This is a genomic window from Vibrio tasmaniensis, from assembly GCF_024347635.1.
Classification (GTDB): domain Bacteria; phylum Pseudomonadota; class Gammaproteobacteria; order Enterobacterales; family Vibrionaceae; genus Vibrio; species Vibrio tasmaniensis.
In genome coordinates this window covers 838,548-862,891 of record NZ_AP025510.1, presented here as the reverse complement: position 1 = coordinate 862,891, position 24,344 = coordinate 838,548, and the positions used below count along the sequence as shown (strand labels likewise).

Here is a 24,344-nt window from a genome sequence, read left to right as displayed (position 1 = left end):
TGAGTTCGCAAAATTTCTGCGAAGCGGCCAGCTTTACTCTCATATGGATAAGCACTGACCGTGTATTACGCGATAAACCCTAGATAAGGTTTAAGATCTGTATTAATCATTTATGACAAATACAAAAGCATGTTATGTGCCAACTTTTTAAATTAATTGCAATAATTTAAAAATCACAATAAAAACAGATGTTTAATTAAAGATAATCATCTATGCCAATTGTATGAAGTCGAGAATATAAGAGATTCACATCTCTCGTTGCCGTTTTTTGCCGCTATTTTTTAAACATGCCACTTTGAATAAAAAAGCGGCAATCGATAGAATCATTCGCACGTATGGCATAGCACATACGGCAGAGAACTAACCCCAGATTAACGACTGTTCACAGCTAAATATAATTAAACAAGGTCAGGTCTTTGGTCTTGCCAAACGCTTGTTGTGAAGCTTGTAACGCTCGAGAGTTTTCATTGAATTCAATGATGGCTTTCGAATAATCCAAGTCTTCAAAGTTGCTTTTGGCTTTCGCTAAAGACAACTTAAAATCTTCATGTTGCTGCTCTTGAATATCCAACGTACTCAAACGTGCACCAACATCCGTTCTTGCCTTAGTCAAATGAATAAACGCGGCATGAAATTCTTCTGTCATTTGGTGCAGCTTTGCCGTTGCCGATGCATCCGATACTGGATTCTCAGCCTGTTCGGCGGTCTCTTTGAATGTATCAAAAATGGAGAATGTCTTTCTCGGCTCTAAAGTGATCGAGTCACCCTTAGTGATCTGCCCCTTGAATTGGATATTCAGACCTTCATAGACAACACCTTTCGAAGGATCAAAATCTTCCGAAGCAACCACTTTGCCATCTTTTTCAAGCTGGTAAGCGAACTTGCCTGTTTGCATATCAACAAAGGTCACTTTATAAGTTGCACTATCGTCAGCTTTATTGGTTGCGCGCCCTAGTAATAACTCAGAGGCTGGTTCAAGATCATACTGAGGCTCGTAATCACCAAACGGGTTATCTATTTCCATAAACAACTTACTGCCCGGATCGTTCATTGCCATTTCAAAGCTAGTTGCTACTCGCATCTTTCTTTGATAGTCATCACCTTGATAAGAGACATTCCCTTCGTTATCTTGAAAAAACGGTTGGCTCTTGGGCTTGGTGCCTGAAAATGTGTAGTTACCCGACTCATCTTGAGTATTAGCTAAGTGCAGAAGATTATTCGATAACTCTTGAATTTCACGTTTCTTCGCTAAACGGTCTTCCGGAGAAAGTGCACCGTTAATCATTTCCATCACGGTTCGTTTTGCTTCATCCGCGAACCCTTCCGAGTTGGCGACCATGACTTCATGATGTTCAAGGCGGTTTCTAATTAGAGTGATCGCATCGACATACTGTTTAAGTTGCTCAGATTGCTGGCCGATGTTTTGTAAATAATGCGTCGCCAAAGGATCATCACTCGCCGACTGTAGTTTCTTACCAGAAGCCAGTTGAGCTTGATTATGATGCACCTTATTTTCTTGGCGGCGAAAGTCATTTTGTACTGACTGATAATTATGAAAGCTAGAAATACGAGTCAACATTTATACTTCCTATCTCAAAGCCAAAATAGTATTAAACGTATCATTGGCGGCTTGCATGATGCGTGACGAAGCCATGTACGCTTGCTGAAATTTCATCATATTTGCCGCTTCTTCATCTAGGTTCACCCCAGAGACTGAAGCAATACGTTCTTGAGCTGACTCTTTTTCTAATCTAGCAATATCACTCAAGCGATTTGCCGTTGAAGATTTCAAGCCCGTATTAGTATTCAAGTTGTGGTAAAGATCTAGAATCGTAGACTCACCATCATCCAAGACTTTGCCTGTTTGGAGATTTTGCAATTTACGCAAGTTGCCATTGTCACCTTCTGATGGGACAAGGTTTGCCGTAAATTTATCGTTTGCCACCGCACCCGGTGTAAGTTCAAACGTTGTGCCATTAATAGTCACAGGGCCTTGTGGTGGATACGGTTGAGGCTGCATAAGTATGTTGCCTTTAGGATCAGTAACCGCAAACTGTTCGCCCTTTGGTGACACAATCACTTCAAACTCTCGCAGTTGACCTGCCGCCAATATTTTGAACTCCGCAGTGCCTTTAGCAAAGGTAGTTGATGCCTCATAGCTTTGTGCCGCAATATCTTTAGGGTCTTTGGTTTCCATCTGAATCTGAGCGGCAAAGTTGCGGGTTGGGCGTAGCAAAAGCTTCTCACCCAGTTCAGGCGGGTTTCGAACTTCCACTCGCATGCCATCTAAATAAAAAGCATTGCCGGTTGAATTAGTGCTAACTTTTACCGTTTCACCATCTGGCTTAATCACCATATAATCGCTGCCATCGTATTTCAGGCCATACTCGCCGCCTTTTAGAGCAGAAGTATCATCAATATAAACCGCGACATCTGCTTTTGACTGTCCGTGAGCAGTAACACGAGACTTAGCCACTAACTCAGAGTTCACATCGGTAAACAGGTTTTTACCTACATTGCCATTGAGATCCAAACCTTGCGATTGCAATGCATTGACCTCGTATGAAAACGCGGTCGCCAAACGACCAAGCTCATCCATAACTGCAGGAATATGTTCATCACGCATGTCTAACATCGCGCCGATTTGTCCATCAATATCGCGGTTAGTAATCGCCTTTAATGACTTTCCTTCTACGATAGCAAGACGACGCTGATGTGCATCTGGTACGCCATCGATCATTTTCAGCTGGCTCGCTTCTGTCCCAGAAACTAAGGTATGACCATTACCGATATGGACATTAAAGCCTTCATTATTAGCGCGTGGTGTCACCGTCACTTTAGTGTAACCAGAAAGCTCATTAACTAGCTGTTCGTGCTGATCTTGTAGATCATTATGAGGTCCGGGAGTTCGTACCATTAGTCGCTGAAGATCACGGATCTCGTATGCAATTTGGTTAACTCGCTCGATACCCATGTCTAATTTTTTATTCGCAGAATCAGACTGTTGACGAACGGTTTCATGAAATTCATTTAGCGTTTTACTTAATAACCCGGCTTTTTCTATGACGACTTTTCGTGTACCAACATCATTAGGAGTGTCAGCAAGCGTCTTAACCGAATCAAACCATTCATTGAGGTTCTCTGGGATCTTCTTCGAAACAACCGATGACAACATGCTTGACAGCATATCCAGGTTAGCTTCTGTATCCGCTTTGTTAGCGGCATTGGTTGTTGATAAGTTAAGTTCTTTGACGGCAAACTGATCCCAAGAGCGGCGAACATTTTCCACATGCACACCCATACCGTAGGTTTGACCACCGTACTGGCGCGGGTCATTCACACCTTGAACCACAGACTGACGGCTATAGCCCTCTGTGTTGGCGTTAGAAATGTTATGACCTGTGGTGTTTAACTGTCTCTGAGCAGTAAGAACACTTTGTGCTCCTACATTCAGAAGATCCGACGCCATAATGCCCCCAAAAAACTTAACAAAATCAGCATGAACTGATTAACTACTACAACTTGTTATTAAGATATTTAGCAATATATGTGCCAATAGAAATAGCGGAGAGTTAAAAGACAGTAATTTATTGAAGTGTAAGGAGAAAACTATGGATGATGCGTAAGAACTGAAGGGGCGGATAAGAAAAGAGCCTGCCGGTGGCAAGCTCTCGAGTGCATTCAATAACGCTATTTCATCTCATCAATCTTAGCTTTAACTCGTAAAACTTTATCGGCATAGTTAGGGTCGGTTGCGTAACCCGCCTGGTGAATGCCTTTGATGAAATTCTCAGAGTTACCTTGATGCTGCAATGCCGTTTCGTATCTTGGGTTTTCGTTCAAGAACTTCACGTAATCATTAAAGCTATCTTCGAAATTAGAGTAAGAACGGAAAGAAGCCGACTCTTTAACGGCTGTTTTACCATGGAACTCTAGAGTTTGAGTAGCAACCTTATCGCCCTTCCAACTTCTATCAGCTTTGATGTTGAATAGGTTATTGCTGTTGCCCAAAGAGTTCTTAATCATCTTAGAACCCCAACCTGTTTCAAGTGCCGCTTGTGCCAATAGCAGTGATGAATCGACACCGAGCGCGCTCGCCGCTTTTTCAGCGTAAGGCTTCATTGAGGCAACAAACGATTCTGGAGAGTCAAATGAAGCGGATTGTTTTGCTGCTGACACATCTGTTGCTGACATAGCTTGCGAAGATTGAACATCCGATACTCTACCTTCTGCACGGCCTGAATATCGAGGCCTTTGCAATGAAGTATCAAAGCCTTCACTACGAACCTTATCTTCTGTTGCGTCGCTTGCTTGACCAGCACTTAACTGAGCCACGATCATGTCCGCAAGACCTAACGAACCTGAAGCACTCAACTCACTTGCCATTTGATCATCTTGCATCTGACGATAAAATTGCTCGTTCTGGCTGTTTAACATATCTGACTTAAAGCTCGAGTTCGCATCACGCATCGACTTAAACAGCATCGAAGTAAAAATAGATTCAAACTGTTTCGCCGCAGCGGTTAGCGCTTCTTTTTCACTGCCTTCTTCACCGCTTACCGCTTGTTGACGAAGGCGGTCTAGGCTACCGATATCATGAATAAAGCCGATGTCATTGTTATTTTTAATCATGCTTGATTCCTTAAATAATGATCAACTGACCTTCAATTGCACCCGCTTGTTTCAGTGCTTGAAGGATTGCCATTAAATCAGAAGGTGCGGCGCCAACTTCGTTGACAGCTCGTACCAAATCGTCGAGCGTTAAGCCGGGTTCGAACTTGAACATCTTGCCATCGGCTTCGGTTACTTCGATATCTGAATCGGGAACCACGACCGTTTGACCACCAGCGAATGCATTAGGCTGGCTTACATTTAGGTTTTCTTTGATCGCAACGGTCATGCCACCGTGTGTTACCGCCGCTGCTTTTAAACGCACGTGCTTACCAACAACAATAGTACCGGTACGAGAGTTAACAATGATTTTTGCAGAGCCCTCGGCTGGGTCAAATTCGATGTTTTCAATGGCTGACAAGAAAGCTACGCGTTGACTGATTTCACGTGGCGCACGAACTTTTACAGAAGTCGCATCTACCGCAGACGCCATTTGAGGGCCGAGGAAATTATTCACCGCATCAGCTAGGCGCTGAGCTGTTGTGAAATCAGATTGGATTAGGTTGAAAGTGATGTAGTCACCACGGCCAAATGGGGTTGGAATTTCTTGCTCTACCGTCGCACCGCTAGAGATGATACCAACGTTTGGGTTGTTACCAACGAGCTTAGAGCCGTCGTTGCCTTGAGCACTAAAACCACTCACCACCAAATTACCTTGTGCCACAGCGTACACTTGGCCGTCTAGACCTTTAAGGAAAGTCTGCAGCAAAGTACCACCACGAAGGCTTTTTGCAGAACCAATAGACGATACCGTTACGTCAACTTCCTGACCTTGCTTAGAGAAAGCCGGCAATTCAGCGGTAACAATAACAGCCGCTACGTTTTTGGTTTTTGGCTTAGTACCAGGCGGCAATTGAATGCCAAAATTTTGCAGCATTGCGTTAAACGTTTGATCGGTAAAGGGAGTTGTCTCACCGGTGCCCGGCAAACCTGTGACCAAACCGTAGCCGACAAGTTGGTTACTACGAACACCCGCCACTTTTGCCACGTCTTTAATACGCGCAGCATGAGCACTGGTGGCAAGAAATAGCATGCCGAAGAGTACGAGTGTTAGTTTTTTCATTGAGCAACCTGTCTGTATTACTTTAATTTATAATGAGTTAGCTTGAAGTTAGACAATCCTGAGAGTGTCAACATGCGGACAAGGCCTCAAGCTCTACAGTGATACATTAAAGAATCGTGCCAAGAATCCAGGTTCTTGCATATCTTTCTGCACACCCGTACCCGAGTACTGAATTCGGGCGTTCGAAACACGGTTCGAAGCAATGGTATTCTCAAAGTCGATATCATCAGGGCGGATGGTGCCACTTAGGCGAATATACTCATCACCCGTATTCAAGGTCATCCACTTTTCACCACGAACCACTAGGTTGCCATTGGCTAATACTTCGATAACTTCAACAGTAATGTAGCCGCTGATGCTGTTACTTTGGTTAGCTGAGGCATCACCTGCAAAGGTGTTGGTATTGCTCAAATCATAAGAGAAATTGTATTTACCGAGTTCTAGATTTTCACCGCCTACAGCTAACGGTTCCATCGATGCGTCGTTCGATTTAGACATATCTGCGTTGGCTTTTTTGGTCGCTCGCGTATTCTCATCTAACGCGACTGTAATAATGTCACCAATACCGCGAGGTTTTGAATCGTCATACATGCTGCCAATGTGGTTAGCGTTAAACAGTGAACCGGTTGCTGCGGCATAATGCTCTTGTTTTTTCTTCGGGTTAATTGGCGCCCATGCAGGATCACCAGCAATAGGGTCCGTTCTATCTCGAAGTGTGTCGATAATACCAGAGCTTTCCTGGGCAGCCTTGTCGCCTTCTACAGCATCAACCACAGTGGTTGCGTTTTCTTGCGCCGGAGTTTCAATTGGCTCCAGTGTGGTACAGCCCGTCATAGTTAAAAACAGAGCTAAACAAACAATACGTTTCATGGCGATGCACTCTCAGCAAACAATGGAAAACAGAACGATTAAATAGAAATAAGTAAACAGCGAATCAACCAGCTATAGCTGTTGGTTAACGAAGCTCATCATCTTATCGACCGCCGAGATAACTTTTGAGTTCATTTCGTATACACGTTGAGCTTCAATCATATTAACCAACTCTTCAGTTACGTTTACATTGGATGCTTCAAGCATAGACTGACGAACATTACCTAAGCCGTTCAACCCCGGAACCCCCTCTTGCGGGTCACCACTTGCGCCTGTAGGCAAGTAAAGGTTTTGGCCAATGGGCTCTAAACCACCTGGGTTTACGAAGTCAGTAATGGTAATTTGGCCAACCACGACGTTGTTTTGCTGACCACGCAGACGAACCGACACTTCACCATCGTTACCAACCGTTACCGAAATCGAGTCTTCAGGAATAACGATTTCGGGTTGTAGGGCATAACCTTGGCCCGATGTTACGATCGCACCGTCACCGTTCAGTGTGAACTGACCGTTACGGCTATAACCTGTTTCACCATCTGGCATTTGAACTTGGAAGAAACCATCACCCTCGATCATCATATCTAGGCTGTTAGACGTCGTTTGTGCATTACCGTGAGTGTGCACCTTTTGAGTTGCAACGACTTTTGAGCCGGCACCCAACATCAAGCCACTCGGTAGCTCAGTATTCTGAGACGATTGACCGCCTGGTTGGTTAATATTCTGATAGAACAGATCTTCAAACACCGCACGGCTCTTTTTAAAACCAATGGTTGATGCGTTGGCAAGGTTGTTTGAAATTGTTGAAATATTGGTTTGTTGGGCGTCTAAACCGGTTTTACTTACCCATAATGCTGGATGCATAGCAATTTCCTTAAAATTCTATTAGCTCATACGAAGCAGTGAATCAGACGACTTGTCCATTTCCTCTGCGGTGCTCATCATCTTGACCTGCATTTCAAATTGACGTTGTAAGTCAATTAAGCTGGTCATTTCGCCTACGGCATTTACGTTACTGCCTTCGATAGCACCTTTCAGCAACGTTACCGCTGCATCCGCTTCGTATGCCTGATCTGGGTTTTTAGAACGGAATAGACCATTCGTATCTTTAAACAAACTTTGGTTGTCTGGACGTACAAGTTTAATACGGTCAACCACCGCCAATTCTTCAGCAGGAGCGCCTTGAGGAATAACGGAGATCGTACCATCGGTACCAATTTCTACTTTACTGATTGGGATTGGGAGCGTGATTGGTGCGTCGTTTTCACCGAGCACTAAATGGCCACTTGCGTTGGTAAGTAAACCGTTTTGGTCAACCCTTAGGTTACCGTTACGGGTTAAACCTTCACGACCCGTGTTGTCCATAACTGAAATCCAGCCATCACCTTGAATCGTAACGTCGAGATCTCGGCCAGTGGTTACCACGCTACCTTGTGCGAAATTATGGCCTGGGCGCTCTGTCATACTGAAGACACGAGTAGGCATGCCTTCACCATACGCTTGCATTGAACGTGCTTGTGCTAAATCAGCACGGAAACCCGTAGTACTTACGTTGGCAAGGTTGTTTGAACGTAGCTGCAACGCCTGCATGTTTTGTTTAGCGCCACTCATGGCAAGAAACAGTGCGCGATCCATAATTTTGCTCCAAAAATCATCTTCTGGGGCTAATTAAGCAAGCATTATGCCAATATTTTTAAGTGTTATTTATCAACAATTTAAATGTAAAACAAACAAGAAGGGTGATCATCAAAGGATCATTCTGGAAGAATTATTGCCTGTGGCATTACCGTGCGGCAATAGAGGCGGCAAATAGAAAAGCAAATAGCCATACGTCATTCATCAACAATACCCAACTCAATAACATTGAATTGAGTATTCGCAGATGATTCAGACGCTCGAAACGATTAACGAATCTGAAGAATATTCTGTTGCAGTTGGTTGTGTACTTCTAGAGAACGAGAGTTCGCTTGGAAGTTACGTTGAGCAGAAATCAAATCAACCAATTCTTGAGTCATATCGATATTCGACTGCTCTAGTGAGCCATTGTTAATACTACCAAATGAACCTTTATTGGATTCACCCCAGATTTTATCACCTGAAGCGTTAGTAGAATCCCATTGAGTGCCGCCTTTCTTATCTAGACCATGCTCATTCGGTACACGAACTAAACCTACGCGGCCTAGTATCACATTTTCACCGTTTGAGTAACTGCCTAGAACACTGCCGTACTCATCGAAATCGATTTTCGTTAAGAAACCAGTTGTCGCGCCATCTTCATCAAACCTAGACAGTTCGAACGGAGCGGCAAACTGAGTTGAAGAATCCAGACCAAAGTTAAGTACCTGTGTTGGATCAGCACCGTTCAAATCAATTGCGTTCTCACCAGCGCCGATAGGATCAGACAAAATTGGCTGACCGCTGTTAAGGCTTGCTAAGGTACCGTCATTGTTGAATTTCATGGTGTGACCAACATGACCAGCTGAATTCGTCGCGTCGCCACCAGTAATGTTTACCGGCTTTTCACCCGTTTCATCTGACATGGTGTAGTACGTTTGCCAAGTATTCGGTTGAGTCTGATCTTTTAGGTAGTAAGTCGTTAACTTGTAAGACTGTCCCATAGAATCGTAGACCGTCGAAGACGTTGCACGGTTATAGGTATCTGGGTCTTTGAAATCAAATGTAGCCGGATCTTTAAGATCACCGTTCGCAGGAAGGTTAACCCCTACTTCAATGTTTTCTGTCTGTTTAGGCTTACCAAACTCAGCAGGAATGTCGAGAGGTTTTGGTGCGTAAGAAAGAACTTCACCCGAGTTTGGATCGACATCATAGCCTAAAAGAAACTCATCATTAGCCGTGACCATGTAGTTGTCTTTGTTTAGGTGAAATGCACCATTACGTGTTAGTTCATTGATCTCTGGCACCATACGGTCTTTCGATACTGCAAAGAAACCTGTACCACTTACACGCAAGTCCATTGGGTTATTCGTATAGATACTTGAACCTTCGTGGAACTGTTGCGCCACTTGGCTAGCTTGCGCACCGCCTCCTGGCGTTGTTTTTGCGTTAGTGAACAACGAGCTTGAGTAAACATCCCCGAACTCGGCACGAGACTCTTTAAAGCCAAATGTGTTTGCGTTCGCAATGTTGTTACTGGTTGTATTCAGGTCTAACTGTGCAGCGGATAGGCCGCTTAAAGATACATATGACATTCCAATATTCTCCTAATCTAGCTAGCATAATCACTCTAAAAAGAGCTACGCTTTACCAACTTCTAGTACTTCAGCAAGTCGTACTGGCGATGTAAAACCAGCCAGATTGAGTAGTACGTTGCCATCGCCTTTACCAAGAAGCACACTGTTCACGTTCGCATAACTCGACACTTGGAACTCTGTGTTCTCACCTTCCAATAAACCCGACGCTTTCACGTTGTATTTACCGGCCGGCAATGGATTACCGTCTTCGTCTTTTCCGTCCCACTCAACACGTGTGTCACCAGATGGTTTTGAGCCGATATCAAAAGTGCGAACCAATTGACCAACTTCGTTCTCAACACGGACCATTACATTGTCCATTGCCTGAGGAAGCTTAACCATTGACGCCATACCGCCATCACCCTGTTTCACACCTGCCGCACCAGGAACCAATACATCACGGCCAACCAAAGAAGAGGCCTGCAGTGCTTGGTTAGAAGTCATTGATGAATTCAAGCTTTCAAACTGTGTATTCATTTTTCCAATGCCATCTACGGTCGCAAATGAAGCCATTTGCGCAATCATCTGGTCATTGCTAACCGGCTTAAAAGGGTCTTGTTGTGCAAGTTGCTTAGTCAACAAAGATAAGAAGTCATCTTGTTTAAGATCTTGCTTACCTGTTGTTTCATCGGGCTTCTTAGCACCATCTTGAAGACTCTTCAGCTGGTCAACATAGGACAAGCCGCTTTGACCAACATTGTTGATTCCAGCCATTTGTTACCTCCTTATCCTTATTGACCCATCTGCAGCGTACGCAGCAGCATTTGTTTACTCGAGTCAGCAACCTGCACGTTTGTTTGATACGCACGTGATGCTGAAATCATGTTTGCCATTTCTTCCATAACGTTCACGTTAGGCTTATAGATATAGCCTTCGTTGTTCGCTAACGGGTGATCGGGGTTGTACTCCGCATTCAACGGCTTATCGCTTTCTACGATACCTAATACTTTTACTGGCACAGTGTGACCACTATTACGTGCCTGATTTAACTCAGCGCCAAACACTGCGTGACGAGCCTTGTAAGTGTCTTTAGCAGAGCTACTTACACTGTCTGCGTTAGCAAGGTTACTTGAGGTAGTATTTAGACGAACAGATTCAGCACTCATCGCAGAACCAGTCACATTGAATACATTAAATAAGCTCATCTAGTTATTCCCCTTTTATCGCTTTAGTTAAATTCTTGAATTTACTTCCTAAGAAGTCGAGAGAGGCTTGATGCCTAATTTGGTTTTGCATGAAAAGGTTTCTTTCCAAATCCAAATCAACCGTATTGCCATCTCCGGTATCGGGTTGCGTAGGAATTCGATACTTCGTTTCCCCGTTCAACGTTGTTGAGGCAGAAATATGCCGACCGTCTGTTCGGCTAAGACCAATGCTTGCCCCAGAACTTGCCGCTTGCAGTGATTTATTGAAGTCTAATCCCTTTGCTTTATACCCAGGCGTGTTAGCTTGCGCGATATTGGTGGAAAGCACCTCAGCGTTACGCTCACGTACACCAACTGTGTGCTGGTGAATGCCTAAAGCATTATCAAAAGAAATAGCCATGTAAACCTCAACTCAAGAACTGACTGTTATGAGATAACCTAAGCAATATATATACCAACTTTAAAAACAAAGTGGCCGACCATTACTTTTACAGGTCACTCGTGGGTAAACTTGCAATATACAAGCCAACAAATAGAGTAAATTGGAATGTCACTCTGACATAAAGATATCGTTTAAACAGGAAAAAGAAAACCCAGCACTTGGCTGGGTTTTGAATAAAGACAGTAATGTTACATCTTAAAGTAGCGGCACTAATTACTTTAATTTGTAGATGATACCTGGATTACAGCGAACCATTTCAAAACGATCCGTTAAGCCGGTTAACGATTCAGACGCACCCAACAATAGGTAACCACCAGGATTCAGGCTATTTGCCATCTGGTTAAGTACTTTTGACTTCATATCCGGTGAGAAATAGATCAACACGTTACGGCAAAAGATAATGTCGAATTTGCCTAACAGTGCATAGCTCTCCATCAAGTTCTGAGGACGGAAGTTTACCATTCGCTTAACGTTGTCTTTCACTTTCATACGACCATCGCCAGCATCTTCAAAGAAAGTGCGACGGCGCTCAGGAGAAAGTCCTCGTCCCAAAGCAAGGTTGTCATAAGCGCCGGTGCGGCACATATCCAACATACTTGCTGAAATGTCAGTAGCGGTAATCGATACATTTGGCAACATACCCGGCTTACGTGCTTGGGTCTCAAGTATCGTCATAGCCATTGAGTATGGTTCTTGGCCTGAAGAACTTGCCGCAGACCAAATCTTGATAGGACGTTTATTTGCCGCTATTTCCGGTAGAAGTTTATCCGCTAGTACAGCAAACGGATAAGTGTCTCGGAACCAAAGTGTCTCGTTAGTCGTCATAGCATCCACTGCCGCCACTCTCAACTCACGGTTTCGACCTGTCACTACATCTCTTAGCAAATCAGATAATGAAGCTACATTAAACTTCGTTACTAATGGGCTTAAACGACTGCGCACTAAATACTGCTTGCTGTCACCTAATACAATGCCACATTGAGATTCTAAGAAACGGCTGAAATCGCGATACTCTTGATCACTTATTGTTATAGCAGTCATTAATGTCTCTTTTAGTTAGTTAACGCAGCTTTAACCGCGCCACCAAGCTCGTCAGGATTGAATTTCGCGATGAAGGAGTTAGCTCCTACACGTTCAACCATGGCTTGGTTAAATACACCACTCAATGATGAGTGCAAAATTACATATAAATCTTTTAGTTCTGCGTGACGACGAATCTCAGCAGTCAGCGTGTATCCATCCATTTCTGGCATTTCGATATCTGAAATCACCAATGAAATTTGATCGTAAATACTGCCTTCCGATGCCATTTTCATTAGAGTTTCATAGGCTTCTTTACCATCTTTAACAGCAATGACCTCAAAACCAATTGATTCGATAGCACGTTGAACCTGCTTACGAGCAACAGTGGAGTCATCAGCAATCAAGATTCGGCGAACCAATTCTTTCTCTTGTTCAACTTCTGCAATTTCTTCTGCGATTCTGCTATCCATTGTTTCATCAACTGGAGAAATCTCAGCCAAGATTTTTTCAACGTCTAATATTTCCACAAGCTCATTGTCAATATTAGTAACCGCTGTTAGGTAGTTATCTTTACCTGAACCATCTGGTGGTGGAAGAATAGCTTCCCAGTGCATATTAACAATTCTATCTACAGAGCTTACAAGGAATGCTTGGATAGTACGGTTAAATTCAGCAATCACGACAAAGCACTTATCGATATCTGATGTTGGACGCCCGCCTACCGCTAAGCTCAAATCAATGACAGAAACTGTCTGACCACGAATATGAGCCACACCTTTTACGAGATGATGTAAATTTGGCATTAAAGTCAGACGAGGGCATTGTAAAACCTCTTTCACTTTAAATACATTAATACCGTAACGCTGACGCCCCATTAGGCGAAAGGTTAGTAATTCTAATCGGTTTTGACCGACGAGTTGCGTACGCTGATTCACTGAATCAAGAATACCCGTCATGAGCTCATCTCCATATCAAACTTTTTGGATAGAAAGTGTTAGTCTACTGCAGGCTACGAACCACTAGAGAAATAAAATGACATATCATAAAGCAAACATATATCTTTTTTCCATAGCTATGTGTAGAACTATTTTTAAAACTGTCGCTAAGTTTATCGGCATTCTAACAATATTGTTTAGTTTTTTTATACACGCGGCAACACCGGAACAAATTGACATGATCCAATCAGCCGCTGAGCAACACATTCTTGATTCGGTCGAGCAACCGCGAGGCGGTGAACTTTTTGTTAATTCAGCTAATATTGACTCTAGAATCAAAGCCACAAATTGCCCTATCCCCCTCGAGACAAGCGCCTCAACAACAACCAACACCCGTAGCAGCATTACCGTTTTGGTTCGTTGTGTGCCTGATGAATGGCGTGTGTACGTGCCAGTGCGCCTTTCAATGTCAGTACCACTTGTCACAACGACTCGTTCACTGGCAAGAGGCGAAATCATCGGTCAATACGATGTCACGACCGCGATGATTTCTCTCAACAAATTTCGTCGCCAAGGTTTTACCGCTCCACAACAAGTCGTCGGTGCTAAGGTAAAAAAGAACCTGAGGCCAGGTGATGTTGTCGAAAGAGGCGATATTTGTGTCGTATGCCGAAATGAGAAGGTTATCATACAAGCAGTAAAAGGTGGCATGACCATTACCACCAAAGGTACTGCACTTACCGATGGCTCAATGGGTGATCAAGTTAGGGTGAAAAATGATAAATCACAGCGTATAATCGAAGGAATTGTTACCAGCATGTCTGAAGTCACGGTTTACTTTTAACACTTCACTTCTAAAGTGTCGGTATCGTTAGCGCTTTTATTCTCAACTCTAACACCGAATATAACGGTCGAGGCGTTTGCTTCCTTTTCGACTAATGAGCTAAAAATTGCTAAAGTATTCGAACCCATGGTCGATATTGACTGTACAGGTTCCCATTTTGAAGAAAAAGGCTTAACTATGGCAGGTATTGATAATATTCGTTCAGGGCAAACCCTAGCGAGCACTAACCGATCAGCAGTGCGCTCTGATTCTAGGTCTGATACATCAAGTTCGGATGTATCATCTAAATCACCAGCAAGCAAAGATGCGGTTTCACTAAGCCAACAAGGCAAGGCGATTGGTCAACTCCATCAAGAGATGGCAGCGCAACCAAGTTTCGATTCCGTGAAAGTCGCAGCAATAAAAGAAGCGATCGCAAATGGTTCATACACTGTTGACCCAGAAAAGTTGGCCGACAACATGATGAAATTTGAAAACGAATTAAAAGGTCTTTAAGCAAACATTAACTTTTAAATAAAGTTATTGTCTTAAAGTACACGAGGTTATTAGTAGGTTTACATTATGGCGGCACTAGCAGATTTAGTTCATTTCCAACTTCAAAATGCCAAAGCCTTATCTGAATTATTAAGTTCAGAGAAAATCGCTATTACAAGCCGACAATCAAGCGATATTGAGCGAATTGCCAAAGAGAAAGTGGTTCTTGTTGAACAACTAAGATCAACCGATCAACGAATCGCTGCCCATACTAATATATCTGAACTGACCGAGAATCCTGAACTTGCTCAGTTAGTCACAACCATCAAGTCCATAGTGCACGATTGCCATCAAGCGAACCTGGTAAATGGCGAAGCCTTGAATCGAGCACATCTTAGCTTCAAAAAACTCAGCAATATGATGCAGCAAAGCCACGGAAAAATTGGCATGACCTACAATGCCGGTGGTCAAACGCATACCATTTCGACGCTAGGAACCAACGTTAAAGCCTAGCTAGGCAAACCTTACCCCTCCATATCTGTATCTGTATCTGTATCTGTATCTGTATCTGTATCTGTATCTGTATCTGTATCTGTATCTCAGCCTACCCTTCTCGTAACACCAGTCAAAGCTCCCACTAAACCTGTGAATGCACTCCCAAAGCCGATAAACAAAAAGCGGCAAATATTTTCATACTTGCCGCTTTCTTATTCATAGCTGTTATTGATTGCCGATACACCATCTGGAAAGCGATTGGCTGCCAATTTAACTGAATAAGCCTATAACTAGATAAGATTTAAATTAGAACAACGTTTGCTGTCTCTTCTCAGGAACAGGCTGAACTTCGCCATAATTACGCAGTTGTTCCATTTTTCGGATATCTAACCGCAGTTCAGTCACATAGCTATCGCCAACAGGATAACTGCGCACCACTTCTGCACCACGGATAACACCATCAACCGCGCCTGAAGTTCTCTCAGTACCAAGACGCTGATCTTCAAGCTCAGCTCGACCACTCACGCGCATACCATATACTTGTTCGGCAAGTTCACGATACGCATCAATTTTAGAGGCTCTCATTGCTCGAATACGTTTCTCTTCGTCATTACGACCTTTCTGCTCGCTGACACTCGCGTAGCCAACCGCAACCAAAAAGTCATTAGGTCTCATGCTTTGTAATGGTTGACAGCCGACAAGCAATAAAGCGGCAACAACAAATATTAACTTCTTCATCACGAACTCCTAAGGGCGAAGAATAACAGTATGAGGCTGACTGATCGTTGGATCAGAACGAATAATAACCCCATCTTGAGTTCGAATACTGTTCAGAGTATCTAAGTCACGACCAATACGGTCTGCAGGTAAAAAGCCTTGTGCGGAAGCAACAACGATGCGAGTTTGCATTCCGACCACACGAGCATTTACTAGAACACCGCCTTCTTGACGAAGCATAGTTCCAGTCAAAACATACTGGACGTCTTGCTCTTGGGCTAAGTCTTTCCAATCGCGGCTAATAGCAAAATCCCCCTGGTGGGTCACTTGGATAGAGCCTGTGGTTTTAAAATCAACCACTTTAAAACCTCGACGCTGAAACTGATGAATGAAACCTTCTGATACCGAGTTTCCTAACCAACTGGTTGTGTCCATGTGTTGCAGATCGACAAACGAGGTAATGGCAATGGGTGTTCTGGCTGAAATACTCGTATTCGACAAGATCAAATCTTCGGTCATGCTTTCCACGAAAAAATCCATGGTATGACGCGGGCTGTCCATCAACATAAACGGACTGCCTGAATACTCAGATTTACCGTTATAGATTGGCGAATAAGCGCATGATGTCATTAACATGACACTCATTACTACGAGCCATTTTTTCATTCTCTTATCTCCAGATAGTTTTAGTGCTTGCTGTTCCAATATGTTCTCGCCATTAATCTTTTCAATGGATTACAATGTTGGAACAATCTTTGCTATTCATTAATGGTTCAGATTATGAAAAACGCACTTGAGTCAGCTTTAAGCTTATAGATATTTGTTAAGCAATATTTATACCCAACTGGTAACGAATAGATGAAAAAAATAATTTATTACTTATTTTCAATAAGTTTACTGACAACCATCAGCTTCAGTACTCATGCCTCTTGGTATGAAGTTACCGGTACTGCAACCATCGTATCGTCAGAGGATGCGGCAAGGGTTCATGCCCTAGAAGATGCAGTCTACAAAGCTATACAGTTCTCTGGCGCTGACATCGGCAGCATTGCAAACCTCACCCCTTACCTAGATGCAAAAAAGAAAGAATTTCAATTTACCAATCATGAAGTGCGCTACATCCTGGTAGAAAATGAGAAGAAACGCAGTGGCAATATAATGGTCACTGCAAGGATAGACATCTACCCTTCGGCAAGTGCTTGCCATGAGAGCCAATATAAAAAGACGTTTTTGGTCGGTAATATTGATGTGAGCTCTCCACAACAAGCTGTGATGGGCCGAATCTATAACATTGGTGATGATTTTGGCCATGTCGTTAACCGACAACTGGCGCAAGAATCTCGCAGTTTTGTCTCTGTTGGTACAACAAATTACGACATCGACAAGCGCCGACCTGAAGTGATCAAGATGATCGCGCAAGATACGGGCGCACAATACATCATCGGCGGTGATATCACCGACTTAACCGCGACCATCGAATCTAAGCTTTTGAAAGATGATATTATAAACCGCCAATTTGCGTTAGAAATGCAAGTCTTCGATGGTAAAACAGGACATCAGGTCTACAACCGTAGCTATCGTGAAGTGGCAAAATGGCCATTTGCCAAGACCAGTGAAATCGATACCCGCAGTGCTCGTTTCTGGGCATCAACCTATGGCAGTATGATGCTTCGCGTCAGCCGCAATATTATGTTGGATTTAGAATCGGAAGTATCTTGTAAAATCACCCTTCCAGAGGTCGCCGCGGTGTTTGGCAATACAGTTACCATTGATTTAGGCCGAATACACGGCGTTCAGCAAGGTGACAAACTTCAACTCTGGCACACGGGTTCATTTATCGACCAAAGAGGCTTACCACGCAATAAGGTCTCTCAAAGCGATATCACACTGACCGTTTCTCGCGTTTATGAAAACGAAGCAGAACTTACGATCGATCAGCCAAGTCTGGCTGGAAGTATTCAAATTGGTGATGTGATGCAGAAAATCATGTAGTTAGCAGCGCTATCAGATCATATTTTCTAATAAAGCCTTAGCAAAAATGCTAAGGCTTTATTTTTTTCACGAGGATTAGTTTCGGTTTCGCGGTATTTGTCGTAACCTTATTAATAACATAATCATCATTTAGCAAACTATGAGCCAGAATAATCTAATTGGTGCTACCGGTTACCGCTTTATCTCGAAAGGTAAGACCGCTTTTAAGATCCACATTCATACTCCTGACGATACGGTACTGCATCGTTCAGTCGGTTTCGTTCGTATGGGGGAAGAGAAAGCACTCAAGAAAACCATCAAATTAAGAGATGAGCTGGGTAGGCAGCTTTGGGGCAAGTTTTGGCCAAAGGTCCTCAAAGAGCCCTATCTCATGACACGTCTGCCTCATAGTTTAGAGCCTAAAATTGTATTTAAGCCTAATCCAACGCAGAGTGACCCTGAACATCGCGACGAGTGCTACATAGCGAAATGGCGTGTTTTCTCTGAAAATGGTGATTACAAATACAGAACAAAAGTATGTTCTATACGGAAACACGGTCGACTCTCGGCCTACAGCCAAACCAAACGAGCACTCCTTGAAGCCCACAAAGATGTCATTGAGCTGCTTATCTTTATGGGACGATTGAACAGCATCGACCTGAAGTAGTATCAACCTCGATAACTTCGTTAGAATTTTTGCTCTCTTACTTACCGGAGTTGGTATTCGCTCTGAAAATCAGCTTCTCAGATTTATCTGATACAAAAACAGCCGCGCATTGCGGCTGTTTTTATTTATGGCTAACTATAGTGACCATTTAGCATGCTACTACATACTAAATAGACCACCTAGCTTCGGCATATCTCTGCCAGCGTCTTCAATCGACGTTTTGACTCGTTTACATAGGGGTTGCTTTGATCCCATGCGTAGCCCGCCAAAATCGAACACACCATTTGCTTTATCTTCGGGTTTGGCTCTTGATAGAAAATCACATCCTGAAGAGCCCCCGAGTACCACCCTTCAACATACGTTCTAAAGGTATTTACCCCAATCATCAATGGTTCCGCGTATTCACGATCCCAGTCGACTTTCTCGCCATTGAGCTGCTTTTCCACACACTCAACCACAAACTGAGCCGACTTCATCGCAATAGTCACTCCCGATGAGAATACAGGATCAAGAAATTCCCCCGCATTACCCAGTAATGCATACTTATCGGTTGCAAGGTGTTTAACGTTGACAGAATAGCCGCCAATTTCGCCTGCAGGATTTGGATACTCCGCATTTGCCAATATTTCAGCTAAACCCGACTCTTCTGTTGCCAGCTGCTTAATCGCCGCAATCTTGTCTTCTGGGTATGATTCAAAGAATTTAGGCTCCCCTACCACACCAAATGAAGAGACTCCGTTACTGAAGGGAATCAACCAATACCATACATCAGGGTTGGTTGGATGCACCGAGACCAAAATTTTACTGCGATCGTATTCAAGGTCAGTATCCGTTACTGATATATGATCGTTAATATGCGTAAAAATGGCTTTGCGCGGAGGAAGTTGTGATGGTTCTTCTAAATCGAGCATCTTTGGTAACACTCGACCAAAACCACTACCATCCAGGACGTACTGAGCCTCTAACTGATAACGCTCTCCACCCTGCACTTGAACATCTAATATCGTACGGTCTTCAGCGAAGTTAATACCTACCAGTTCATGTTGGTAATCAATGGTAACACCCTGCGCTTCAGCACAGTCTGCCATCACCTTATCGAAAGTACCTCGTTGAACCTGAAACGTCGTTCCCGGCCCAGAAGAGAACTTATCTTCAAAATTAAACGCCGTATAAACACCATTTTTACGAAAAGCCGCGCCATCTTTAAATTGGAAGTTAGCATGAGCCACAGCTTCGCTCATGCCCGCTTGTTCGATCACTTCCATGCACGCTGGTAACAGGCTTTCACCAATAGAAAAACGGGGGAAAAGGCTTTTTTCAATCACTCGAACATCGATGCCTTTTTTATGAAGCAAAGACGCAGCAATAGACCCTGATGGGCCAGCTCCGATGATCACTACTTGAGTTGACAGTTTTTTCATTAATTTAAGCCATGTTTACCATGATTATTTCGCGCTAGCTTTAAGCTCCAGAAGCGTATGCCCAAGACCGATATCGTCGGTACGAGTCACCACATCAAAGCCAGCCTCTTCCACTATCTCTAGGAAATCTTCACTGCGGTAAAAGCGGCTGTTGCCGTTGGCCAAGCAAGTAAAGTAGAGAGACGTCGCATTTAAGCTATAAGAAGCCGCATCGTATTTCTGTGCATCCCAAAACAGTTCAAGGATATAAACAGTCGCGTCTTCTGACATATGAGAGCGAACACGCTTTAATATGCTAAGAATTTCCATTGGCGAGAAACAATCAAGGAACTGACTCATCCACCACACGTCTGTACCTGTCGGCAGTGCTTGTTGTTTATCAAGCATGTTAGCGGGGAATGGCGTCACTCGGTCTTGATGACCGTGCTGTGTTGCGTTTGCCATTGCCATTTCTAATTGCTGCGGCAAATCGACAATCGTCACCTCGACATCAGAGTCGTAGTTACAACATTGCATTGCCCACTTCCCCGTGTTACCGCCAATATCCACCAGCGATTTAGGCTTCTTACTGAAAACTTTCTCAAGCAAAACAGGGAACGAACGATCGGAATAGAAATGATCAAACTTAAACCAGCTCTCTTTTGCTTTTTCTGGTAATTGAGACAAACCTTGGTAAATCGTTTCCCAATCACCCAGCTCTTTCAGGCCGGCAGGTGTGCCTTCTTCTATTGCTTCGGTTAAATGCATCATCGCTGCGTAACAGACATCAGCAGTGAAATCCATATTTGCGTTGGTCATGCCATCGTGCAATAGATAGAAGCCTAGGTTAGCCATTTTATAATGGGGCTTATCCCAAGTAACGATATGAGCACTCAACGCCATATCAAGCAGAACTTTTACACCGTATTCGGATACGCCCGTTGCTTGAGAAATAGTTTCAGCGGGTAAACCATCATTGCCCGCGTCATCTAACGCTTTCAATATACCTAAATCACGAAGAGTACGAGCTGTATGAAAAACAATAGGAGCGAAAGACAACTTTTGCGCTTCTGTTTTTGCTTCTAATGCGTTAAATGGATCTAATTTATATTCCGACACGAAAAACCTAACTTTAAAATAATAGAGAGCTACTCAGCAGCCATTTGTGCAAGCTTGCGTTTAATATCAACGTTCAAGTTATTAACCCAACGGTTGTAATTACGGTGTATTTCACCATCGTCGTACTTCAAATTCTCTGATTCGACGTAAAGAATAGAGTAAAACTTATCATTATATGGAATATCAACCACAGCATGATGTGAACGGACATACAGTTCAGCACGGATTAGGCCTGGCTTAATTTCTGAAACCAACCAACCTCGGTTCTCAGCAGACTCATAAATCGCTGATTTCACCTGTTTACTTTGAAGATTCAAAGCAACTGGAGTATCCTCAACATTCATTACAGGTTGGACACGTCCACAGCCTGCAAGAACGAGTATAAATAACATTGAAACGGCTATTTTTAGTAATTTCATTTAAACTCCTTACCCGTGTTTATTTATAAACATGCATAGTATTAGTTAGACCCAAAGTAAATCAATACTCTATGTCAAATCAATCCCAATTAATGTCGTTTAATATTGAAAAATGGTCAGCAAATTCGCCAGGCCTCTATTCCGTTGCCGAATGGCAAACGTGGAGCACTCATTTAGATTGGCCACAAAATGGCTCAACCGAATTTAAAGCCATCCCTCCTATGATGCGCCGCCGAATGAGCCTGCAAAGCAAACTGGCCGTCCAAACCGCATTAACCCTATTAAAAGATACCTCGATTGATTATCTGGTTTTTGCCAGTCGACATGGTGAGCTCCACCGAACAGCCACTTTAATTCAATCAATATTAGAAGGTGACGACGCCTCTCCAATGGCGTTTTCCCAATCAGTACACAACACCGCTGCTGGTCTAACAACGATTGCTGCAAAAGCACCGATTCCACTGACCTCTATCGCTGCTGGGAAAGATACCTTTCACAACGCCCTGATTGAAGCTTATCTTTACCTACATCAGTATCCGTCACATCGTGTACTCGTCATTGACTTCGACCAACCTTTGCCTGATGTATATCGAGAATACGAAAATCAGCACTATGCTGACTACGCTCTAGGTTTAGTACTCACAGCAGGCAGTGACTACTCGGTTTCGAGAGCAGTAACTAACAGGCCGACAGTTAGCAGATCGATAATTAGTAGGCCAATAACTTGCAGCCCCGTAGCTAGCGACAGTCCAACAACTGATTTACCACAAGGCCTACAAACGCTACGACATATCCTATTGAGAACACAGCATTGGACTATTGCTGGTAAACACCAAAACTGGTCCTGGGTCAATAACGCCCTAGCAGGTGCACAGAAATGAGCAAAGTAGGCCAATGTTGGCGAGTATTCGCGACGGGGCTCTGCTTTACCATCTTTGGTTTGGGAGGCTTAGTCTTAAGCTTCTTAATCTTACCTTCGATCGCACTAACGACTCGCAACATCATAGAAAGAGAGCTCAAAGCACAACGATTAATCCGTTTCTCATTCAATGCATTCTGTCAAATAATGAAGTTCACAGGCGCGATTGATTACCGAATTGATGGCGCCGAACTGCTCCGCGAAGATCGCAACTGCATCATCGTTGCTAATCACCCTAGCTTGATTGACTATGTACTGATCGCCTCTCAACTTCCTCAATGTGATTGTCTTGTTAAAGCGGCAATATGGGAAAACCCGTTTATGAAGAGGATTGTCAAAGCAGCGGGATACATCCCCAACCAAACCCCTGACGATCTTTTAGAACGCTGCGAAGAACGCTTTTCGCGTGGCAATGTATTGTTAGTTTTCCCTGAAGGAACTCGCACAACGCCAGGAATTGAACCATCCTTACAACGTGGTGCGGCACAAATTGCCACACGAACACAAACCGACTTACGCGTGATTCATATTACAGTTTCTCCGACATTCTTAACAAAAGAGAAAAAATGGTATCAAGTTCCTGCCACTAAACCCTTTTTTCATATCGCAGTGAAAGGTAAAATAGACGTCGCACCATTTATTGAGAATTCGAACAACTTAACTTCGGCAGCAAGACGCCTCAATCAACACCTTGCACAGACTATTTTTCCTTCCGAAGAAAATATTTAGCTCATCAATAAAACAACTGGTGATATCAGCGTTTCGAAAATACATCACATAATGTAGAATCGCCCCCCTTGAAGTAGCATTTAGATAAAGTACTAAGTAGGCCTAAGTGGAAACATTACACAACGAACTAAAACAACTGATCATCGACGCACTGAACCTTGAAGACATGAGCATTGATGAAATTGAAACGGAAGCACCACTTTTTGGTGATGGACTTGGGTTAGATTCTATTGATGCCCTTGAGCTTGGCCTTGCTATCAAGAAAAAGTACAACATTGTTATCGATGCCGACGATTCAAACACTCGCCAGCATTTTGCATCGGTTGAAAACCTAGCTAACTACATCTCATCTAAAACGAACAACTAGACAGATCTTTATGACACAAGCGAACCAACAAGAAGTATTCAACCAGGTTAAAGATGCGCTTATCGAGCTGTTTGAGCTTGATGCTGAAGATATCACTCCAGAAGCACACCTTTATCTCGATCTCGACCTAGACAGCATTGATGCCGTTGATTTGGTCGTTCACTTACAGAACGTAACGGGTAAGAAGATCAAACCTGAAGAGTTCAAAGCAGTACGCACCGTTAATGACGTTGTGGAGTCTGTGGTTGAACTATTGAAGGACGCATAATGCGTCCTCTGCTGACTTTATTGTCGGCAATCATACTCTTCACTTATCCAATAGCGGTTTACTTTGGACTCAACAAGTTTGGCCTACAAACCGTTGGTATCGTCTTAGCCGCTATTTTTGCTGTCCGCATTTTCACCGGTGGTCAGGCTAAAATCAAAGAGCTAAAACACCTAGCTTGGATCAGCGGAAGTGCCGGGATTGTTCTGTTGGCATTAGGGTTAACCTTCAAACAGCACGGCTGGCTAACTTATTATCCCGTCATCGTTAACGTTTGTATGCTGGTTGTGTTCGCTTCAAGCCTATGGCAACCGCAAACGATTATCGAGCGGCTTGCTCGACTCCAAGAGCCAGAACTTCCGCAAAGTGGCGTTGATTACACACGAAAAGTCACCAAGGTTTGGTGTTTTTTCTTTGTTATCAATGGCTCTATCGCACTTTATACCTGCTTCCAACCTCTTGAAATATGGACCCTATACAATGGCTTACTCAGCTACTTGTTTGCAGGGTTACTTTTTGCAGGAGAGTGGGTAGTAAGACAGCGCATTCGTCAGAGTTAAA

Annotated in this window: 28 protein-coding genes; 10 read left to right on the top strand and 18 right to left on the bottom strand. The window is 43.5% G+C overall.

Going from position 1 to position 24,344, the window contains the following annotated elements:
• Positions 1 to 388 precede the first annotated feature (388 nt).
• The 13 genes from flgL to OCV44_RS04100 all read right to left on the bottom strand — a co-directional run bounded on the left by flgL (position 389) and on the right by OCV44_RS04100 (position 13,418).
• Complete coding sequence (gene flgL / locus OCV44_RS04160; RefSeq protein ID WP_139685262.1) at positions 389 to 1,579, bottom strand: flagellar hook-associated protein FlgL; 1,191 nt, start codon at positions 1,577 to 1,579, stop codon at positions 389 to 391.
• A gap of 9 nt (positions 1,580 to 1,588) precedes the next feature.
• Positions 1,589 to 3,469: a flagellar hook-associated protein FlgK gene (gene flgK, locus OCV44_RS04155; RefSeq protein ID WP_139685263.1), complete on the bottom strand. Its 1,881-nt coding sequence runs from the start codon at positions 3,467 to 3,469 to the stop codon at positions 1,589 to 1,591.
• Positions 3,470 to 3,690: 221 nt separating this feature from the next.
• On the bottom strand, positions 3,691 to 4,632 hold the full coding sequence (gene flgJ / locus OCV44_RS04150; protein ID WP_139685264.1) for a flagellar assembly peptidoglycan hydrolase FlgJ: 942 nt from the start codon (positions 4,630 to 4,632) through the stop codon (positions 3,691 to 3,693).
• 10 nt (positions 4,633 to 4,642) lie between these two features.
• Positions 4,643 to 5,734 (bottom strand): flagellar basal body P-ring protein FlgI, encoded by a 1,092-nt coding sequence (locus OCV44_RS04145; RefSeq protein WP_086048940.1) that lies wholly within the window; start codon positions 5,732 to 5,734, stop codon positions 4,643 to 4,645.
• A gap of 93 nt (positions 5,735 to 5,827) precedes the next feature.
• Positions 5,828 to 6,604 carry a flagellar basal body L-ring protein FlgH gene (flgH, locus tag OCV44_RS04140; RefSeq protein ID WP_139685265.1) on the bottom strand — a complete coding sequence of 259 codons (777 nt, stop codon included), beginning with the start codon at positions 6,602 to 6,604 and terminating at the stop codon, positions 5,828 to 5,830.
• Positions 6,605 to 6,676: 72 nt separating this feature from the next.
• On the bottom strand, positions 6,677 to 7,465 hold the full coding sequence (gene flgG, locus OCV44_RS04135) for a flagellar basal-body rod protein FlgG (protein WP_139685266.1): 789 nt from the start codon (positions 7,463 to 7,465) through the stop codon (positions 6,677 to 6,679).
• A gap of 21 nt (positions 7,466 to 7,486) precedes the next feature.
• A complete protein-coding gene (gene flgF, locus OCV44_RS04130) occupies positions 7,487 to 8,236 on the bottom strand; it encodes a flagellar basal-body rod protein FlgF (RefSeq protein ID WP_009848571.1) in 750 nt (249 codons plus the stop codon).
• Between the two features lie 269 nt (positions 8,237 to 8,505).
• The gene (gene flgE / locus OCV44_RS04125) at positions 8,506 to 9,810 is read right to left on the bottom strand and encodes a flagellar hook protein FlgE (protein WP_009848572.1); all 1,305 of its coding nucleotides are present in this window, start codon (positions 9,808 to 9,810) and stop codon (positions 8,506 to 8,508) included.
• Between the two features lie 45 nt (positions 9,811 to 9,855).
• Entirely contained in the window at positions 9,856 to 10,566 is a 711-nt protein-coding gene (flgD, locus tag OCV44_RS04120) for a flagellar hook assembly protein FlgD (protein WP_009848573.1), read from the bottom strand.
• Positions 10,567 to 10,583: 17 nt separating this feature from the next.
• Positions 10,584 to 10,997 (bottom strand): flagellar basal body rod protein FlgC, encoded by a 414-nt coding sequence (gene flgC, locus OCV44_RS04115; protein WP_009848574.1) that lies wholly within the window; start codon positions 10,995 to 10,997, stop codon positions 10,584 to 10,586.
• Positions 10,998 to 11,001: 4 nt separating this feature from the next.
• Positions 11,002 to 11,397: a flagellar basal body rod protein FlgB gene (gene flgB / locus OCV44_RS04110; protein WP_139685267.1), complete on the bottom strand. Its 396-nt coding sequence runs from the start codon at positions 11,395 to 11,397 to the stop codon at positions 11,002 to 11,004.
• Between the two features lie 255 nt (positions 11,398 to 11,652).
• A complete protein-coding gene (locus OCV44_RS04105) occupies positions 11,653 to 12,480 on the bottom strand; it encodes a protein-glutamate O-methyltransferase (RefSeq protein WP_009848576.1) in 828 nt (275 codons plus the stop codon).
• A gap of 11 nt (positions 12,481 to 12,491) precedes the next feature.
• Positions 12,492 to 13,418, bottom strand: a complete 927-nt coding sequence (locus OCV44_RS04100; protein ID WP_009848577.1) for a chemotaxis protein CheV — start codon at positions 13,416 to 13,418, stop codon at positions 12,492 to 12,494.
• A 76-nt stretch (positions 13,419 to 13,494) separates the two neighbouring features.
• Here OCV44_RS04100 and flgA point away from each other — a divergent pair, with 76 nt between their 5' ends.
• The 3 genes from flgA (at position 13,495) to OCV44_RS04085 (ending at position 15,228) form a co-directional block, all read left to right on the top strand.
• Positions 13,495 to 14,241: a flagellar basal body P-ring formation chaperone FlgA gene (flgA, locus tag OCV44_RS04095; protein ID WP_139685268.1), complete on the top strand. Its 747-nt coding sequence runs from the start codon at positions 13,495 to 13,497 to the stop codon at positions 14,239 to 14,241.
• A gap of 177 nt (positions 14,242 to 14,418) precedes the next feature.
• Positions 14,419 to 14,736, top strand: coding sequence for a flagellar biosynthesis anti-sigma factor FlgM (flgM, locus tag OCV44_RS04090; RefSeq protein WP_139685295.1), 318 nt, complete (start codon positions 14,419 to 14,421; stop codon positions 14,734 to 14,736).
• Positions 14,737 to 14,802: 66 nt separating this feature from the next.
• A complete protein-coding gene (locus OCV44_RS04085; protein WP_139685269.1) occupies positions 14,803 to 15,228 on the top strand; it encodes a flagella synthesis protein FlgN in 426 nt (141 codons plus the stop codon).
• 288 nt (positions 15,229 to 15,516) lie between these two features.
• Here OCV44_RS04085 and flgP read toward each other — a convergent pair whose 3' ends face one another.
• Both flgP and OCV44_RS04075 read right to left on the bottom strand, forming a co-directional pair.
• The gene (flgP, locus tag OCV44_RS04080; protein ID WP_017099642.1) at positions 15,517 to 15,948 is read right to left on the bottom strand and encodes a flagellar assembly lipoprotein FlgP; all 432 of its coding nucleotides are present in this window, start codon (positions 15,946 to 15,948) and stop codon (positions 15,517 to 15,519) included.
• 9 nt (positions 15,949 to 15,957) lie between these two features.
• The gene (locus OCV44_RS04075) at positions 15,958 to 16,593 is read right to left on the bottom strand and encodes a FlgO family outer membrane protein (RefSeq protein ID WP_012603422.1); all 636 of its coding nucleotides are present in this window, start codon (positions 16,591 to 16,593) and stop codon (positions 15,958 to 15,960) included.
• A gap of 192 nt (positions 16,594 to 16,785) precedes the next feature.
• On the opposite strand from OCV44_RS04075, the gene OCV44_RS04070 reads away from it, so the two are divergent.
• Both OCV44_RS04070 and OCV44_RS04065 read left to right on the top strand, forming a co-directional pair.
• On the top strand, positions 16,786 to 17,919 hold the full coding sequence (locus tag OCV44_RS04070) for a flagellar assembly protein FlgT (RefSeq protein WP_139685270.1): 1,134 nt from the start codon (positions 16,786 to 16,788) through the stop codon (positions 17,917 to 17,919).
• A gap of 139 nt (positions 17,920 to 18,058) precedes the next feature.
• Positions 18,059 to 18,565, top strand: a complete 507-nt coding sequence (locus tag OCV44_RS04065; RefSeq protein ID WP_139685271.1) for a Fe3+-citrate ABC transporter substrate-binding protein — start codon at positions 18,059 to 18,061, stop codon at positions 18,563 to 18,565.
• 179 nt (positions 18,566 to 18,744) lie between these two features.
• On the opposite strand, the gene OCV44_RS04060 is transcribed toward OCV44_RS04065, so the two are convergent.
• Genes OCV44_RS04060 through OCV44_RS04050 form a run of 3 tightly spaced genes read right to left on the bottom strand, consistent with a single transcriptional unit; the run spans position 18,745 to position 21,503 of the window.
• Positions 18,745 to 19,986 carry an NAD(P)/FAD-dependent oxidoreductase gene (locus OCV44_RS04060; protein ID WP_139685272.1) on the bottom strand — a complete coding sequence of 414 codons (1,242 nt, stop codon included), beginning with the start codon at positions 19,984 to 19,986 and terminating at the stop codon, positions 18,745 to 18,747.
• A 24-nt stretch (positions 19,987 to 20,010) separates the two neighbouring features.
• Complete coding sequence (locus OCV44_RS04055; protein WP_009848586.1) at positions 20,011 to 21,084, bottom strand: methyltransferase; 1,074 nt, start codon at positions 21,082 to 21,084, stop codon at positions 20,011 to 20,013.
• 29 nt (positions 21,085 to 21,113) lie between these two features.
• Positions 21,114 to 21,503 (bottom strand): hypothetical protein, encoded by a 390-nt coding sequence (locus OCV44_RS04050; protein WP_086048926.1) that lies wholly within the window; start codon positions 21,501 to 21,503, stop codon positions 21,114 to 21,116.
• Positions 21,504 to 21,574: 71 nt separating this feature from the next.
• On the opposite strand from OCV44_RS04050, the gene OCV44_RS04045 reads away from it, so the two are divergent.
• From OCV44_RS04045 to OCV44_RS04025, 5 genes are all read left to right on the top strand, one after another.
• Positions 21,575 to 22,384 carry a beta-ketoacyl synthase chain length factor gene (locus OCV44_RS04045; RefSeq protein WP_139685273.1) on the top strand — a complete coding sequence of 270 codons (810 nt, stop codon included), beginning with the start codon at positions 21,575 to 21,577 and terminating at the stop codon, positions 22,382 to 22,384.
• A complete protein-coding gene (locus OCV44_RS04040) occupies positions 22,381 to 23,151 on the top strand; it encodes a lysophospholipid acyltransferase family protein (RefSeq protein ID WP_139685274.1) in 771 nt (256 codons plus the stop codon). Before OCV44_RS04045 ends, OCV44_RS04040 begins: the two co-directional genes overlap by 4 nt.
• A 106-nt stretch (positions 23,152 to 23,257) precedes the next feature.
• On the top strand, positions 23,258 to 23,518 hold the full coding sequence (locus OCV44_RS04035; RefSeq protein WP_009848590.1) for a phosphopantetheine-binding protein: 261 nt from the start codon (positions 23,258 to 23,260) through the stop codon (positions 23,516 to 23,518).
• A 10-nt stretch (positions 23,519 to 23,528) separates the two neighbouring features.
• Complete coding sequence (locus tag OCV44_RS04030) at positions 23,529 to 23,786, top strand: acyl carrier protein (protein WP_009848591.1); 258 nt, start codon at positions 23,529 to 23,531, stop codon at positions 23,784 to 23,786.
• Positions 23,786 to 24,343, top strand: coding sequence for a COG4648 family protein (locus tag OCV44_RS04025; protein WP_086048923.1), 558 nt, complete (start codon positions 23,786 to 23,788; stop codon positions 24,341 to 24,343). Before OCV44_RS04030 ends, OCV44_RS04025 begins: the two co-directional genes overlap by 1 nt.
• Position 24,344 lies beyond the last annotated feature (1 nt).

Bases quoted from the DNA above. Each gene is read 5' to 3' on its own strand.
- flgL (WP_139685262.1), bottom strand. From the start codon at position 1,579: ATGTTGACTCGTATTTCTAGCTTTCATAATTATCAGTCAGTACAAAAT.
- flgK (WP_139685263.1), bottom strand. From the start codon at position 3,469: ATGGCGTCGGATCTTCTGAATGTAGGAGCACAAAGTGTTCTTACTGCT.
- flgJ (WP_139685264.1), bottom strand. From the start codon at position 4,632: ATGATTAAAAATAACAATGACATCGGCTTTATTCATGATATCGGTAGC.
- OCV44_RS04145 (WP_086048940.1), bottom strand. From the start codon at position 5,734: ATGAAAAAACTAACACTCGTACTCTTCGGCATGCTATTTCTTGCCACC.
- flgH (WP_139685265.1), bottom strand. From the start codon at position 6,604: ATGAAACGTATTGTTTGTTTAGCTCTGTTTTTAACTATGACGGGCTGT.
- flgG (WP_139685266.1), bottom strand. From the start codon at position 7,465: ATGCATCCAGCATTATGGGTAAGTAAAACCGGTTTAGACGCCCAACAA.
- flgF (WP_009848571.1), bottom strand. From the start codon at position 8,236: ATGGATCGCGCACTGTTTCTTGCCATGAGTGGCGCTAAACAAAACATG.
- flgE (WP_009848572.1), bottom strand. From the start codon at position 9,810: ATGTCATATGTATCTTTAAGCGGCCTATCCGCTGCACAGTTAGACCTG.
- flgD (WP_009848573.1), bottom strand. From the start codon at position 10,566: ATGGCTGGAATCAACAATGTTGGTCAAAGCGGCTTGTCCTATGTTGAC.
- flgC (WP_009848574.1), bottom strand. From the start codon at position 10,997: ATGAGCTTATTTAATGTATTCAATGTGACTGGTTCTGCGATGAGTGCT.
- flgB (WP_139685267.1), bottom strand. From the start codon at position 11,397: ATGGCTATTTCTTTTGATAATGCTTTAGGCATTCACCAGCACACAGTT.
- OCV44_RS04105 (WP_009848576.1), bottom strand. From the start codon at position 12,480: ATGACTGCTATAACAATAAGTGATCAAGAGTATCGCGATTTCAGCCGT.
- OCV44_RS04100 (WP_009848577.1), bottom strand. From the start codon at position 13,418: ATGACGGGTATTCTTGATTCAGTGAATCAGCGTACGCAACTCGTCGGT.
- flgA (WP_139685268.1), top strand. From the start codon at position 13,495: ATGACATATCATAAAGCAAACATATATCTTTTTTCCATAGCTATGTGT.
- flgM (WP_139685295.1), top strand. From the start codon at position 14,419: ATGGCAGGTATTGATAATATTCGTTCAGGGCAAACCCTAGCGAGCACT.
- OCV44_RS04085 (WP_139685269.1), top strand. From the start codon at position 14,803: ATGGCGGCACTAGCAGATTTAGTTCATTTCCAACTTCAAAATGCCAAA.
- flgP (WP_017099642.1), bottom strand. From the start codon at position 15,948: ATGAAGAAGTTAATATTTGTTGTTGCCGCTTTATTGCTTGTCGGCTGT.
- OCV44_RS04075 (WP_012603422.1), bottom strand. From the start codon at position 16,593: ATGAAAAAATGGCTCGTAGTAATGAGTGTCATGTTAATGACATCATGC.
- OCV44_RS04070 (WP_139685270.1), top strand. From the start codon at position 16,786: ATGAAAAAAATAATTTATTACTTATTTTCAATAAGTTTACTGACAACC.
- OCV44_RS04065 (WP_139685271.1), top strand. From the start codon at position 18,059: ATGAGCCAGAATAATCTAATTGGTGCTACCGGTTACCGCTTTATCTCG.
- OCV44_RS04060 (WP_139685272.1), bottom strand. From the start codon at position 19,986: ATGAAAAAACTGTCAACTCAAGTAGTGATCATCGGAGCTGGCCCATCA.
- OCV44_RS04050 (WP_086048926.1), bottom strand. From the start codon at position 21,503: ATGAAATTACTAAAAATAGCCGTTTCAATGTTATTTATACTCGTTCTT.
- OCV44_RS04045 (WP_139685273.1), top strand. From the start codon at position 21,575: ATGTCAAATCAATCCCAATTAATGTCGTTTAATATTGAAAAATGGTCA.
- OCV44_RS04040 (WP_139685274.1), top strand. From the start codon at position 22,381: ATGAGCAAAGTAGGCCAATGTTGGCGAGTATTCGCGACGGGGCTCTGC.
- OCV44_RS04030 (WP_009848591.1), top strand. From the start codon at position 23,529: ATGACACAAGCGAACCAACAAGAAGTATTCAACCAGGTTAAAGATGCG.
- OCV44_RS04025 (WP_086048923.1), top strand. From the start codon at position 23,786: ATGCGTCCTCTGCTGACTTTATTGTCGGCAATCATACTCTTCACTTAT.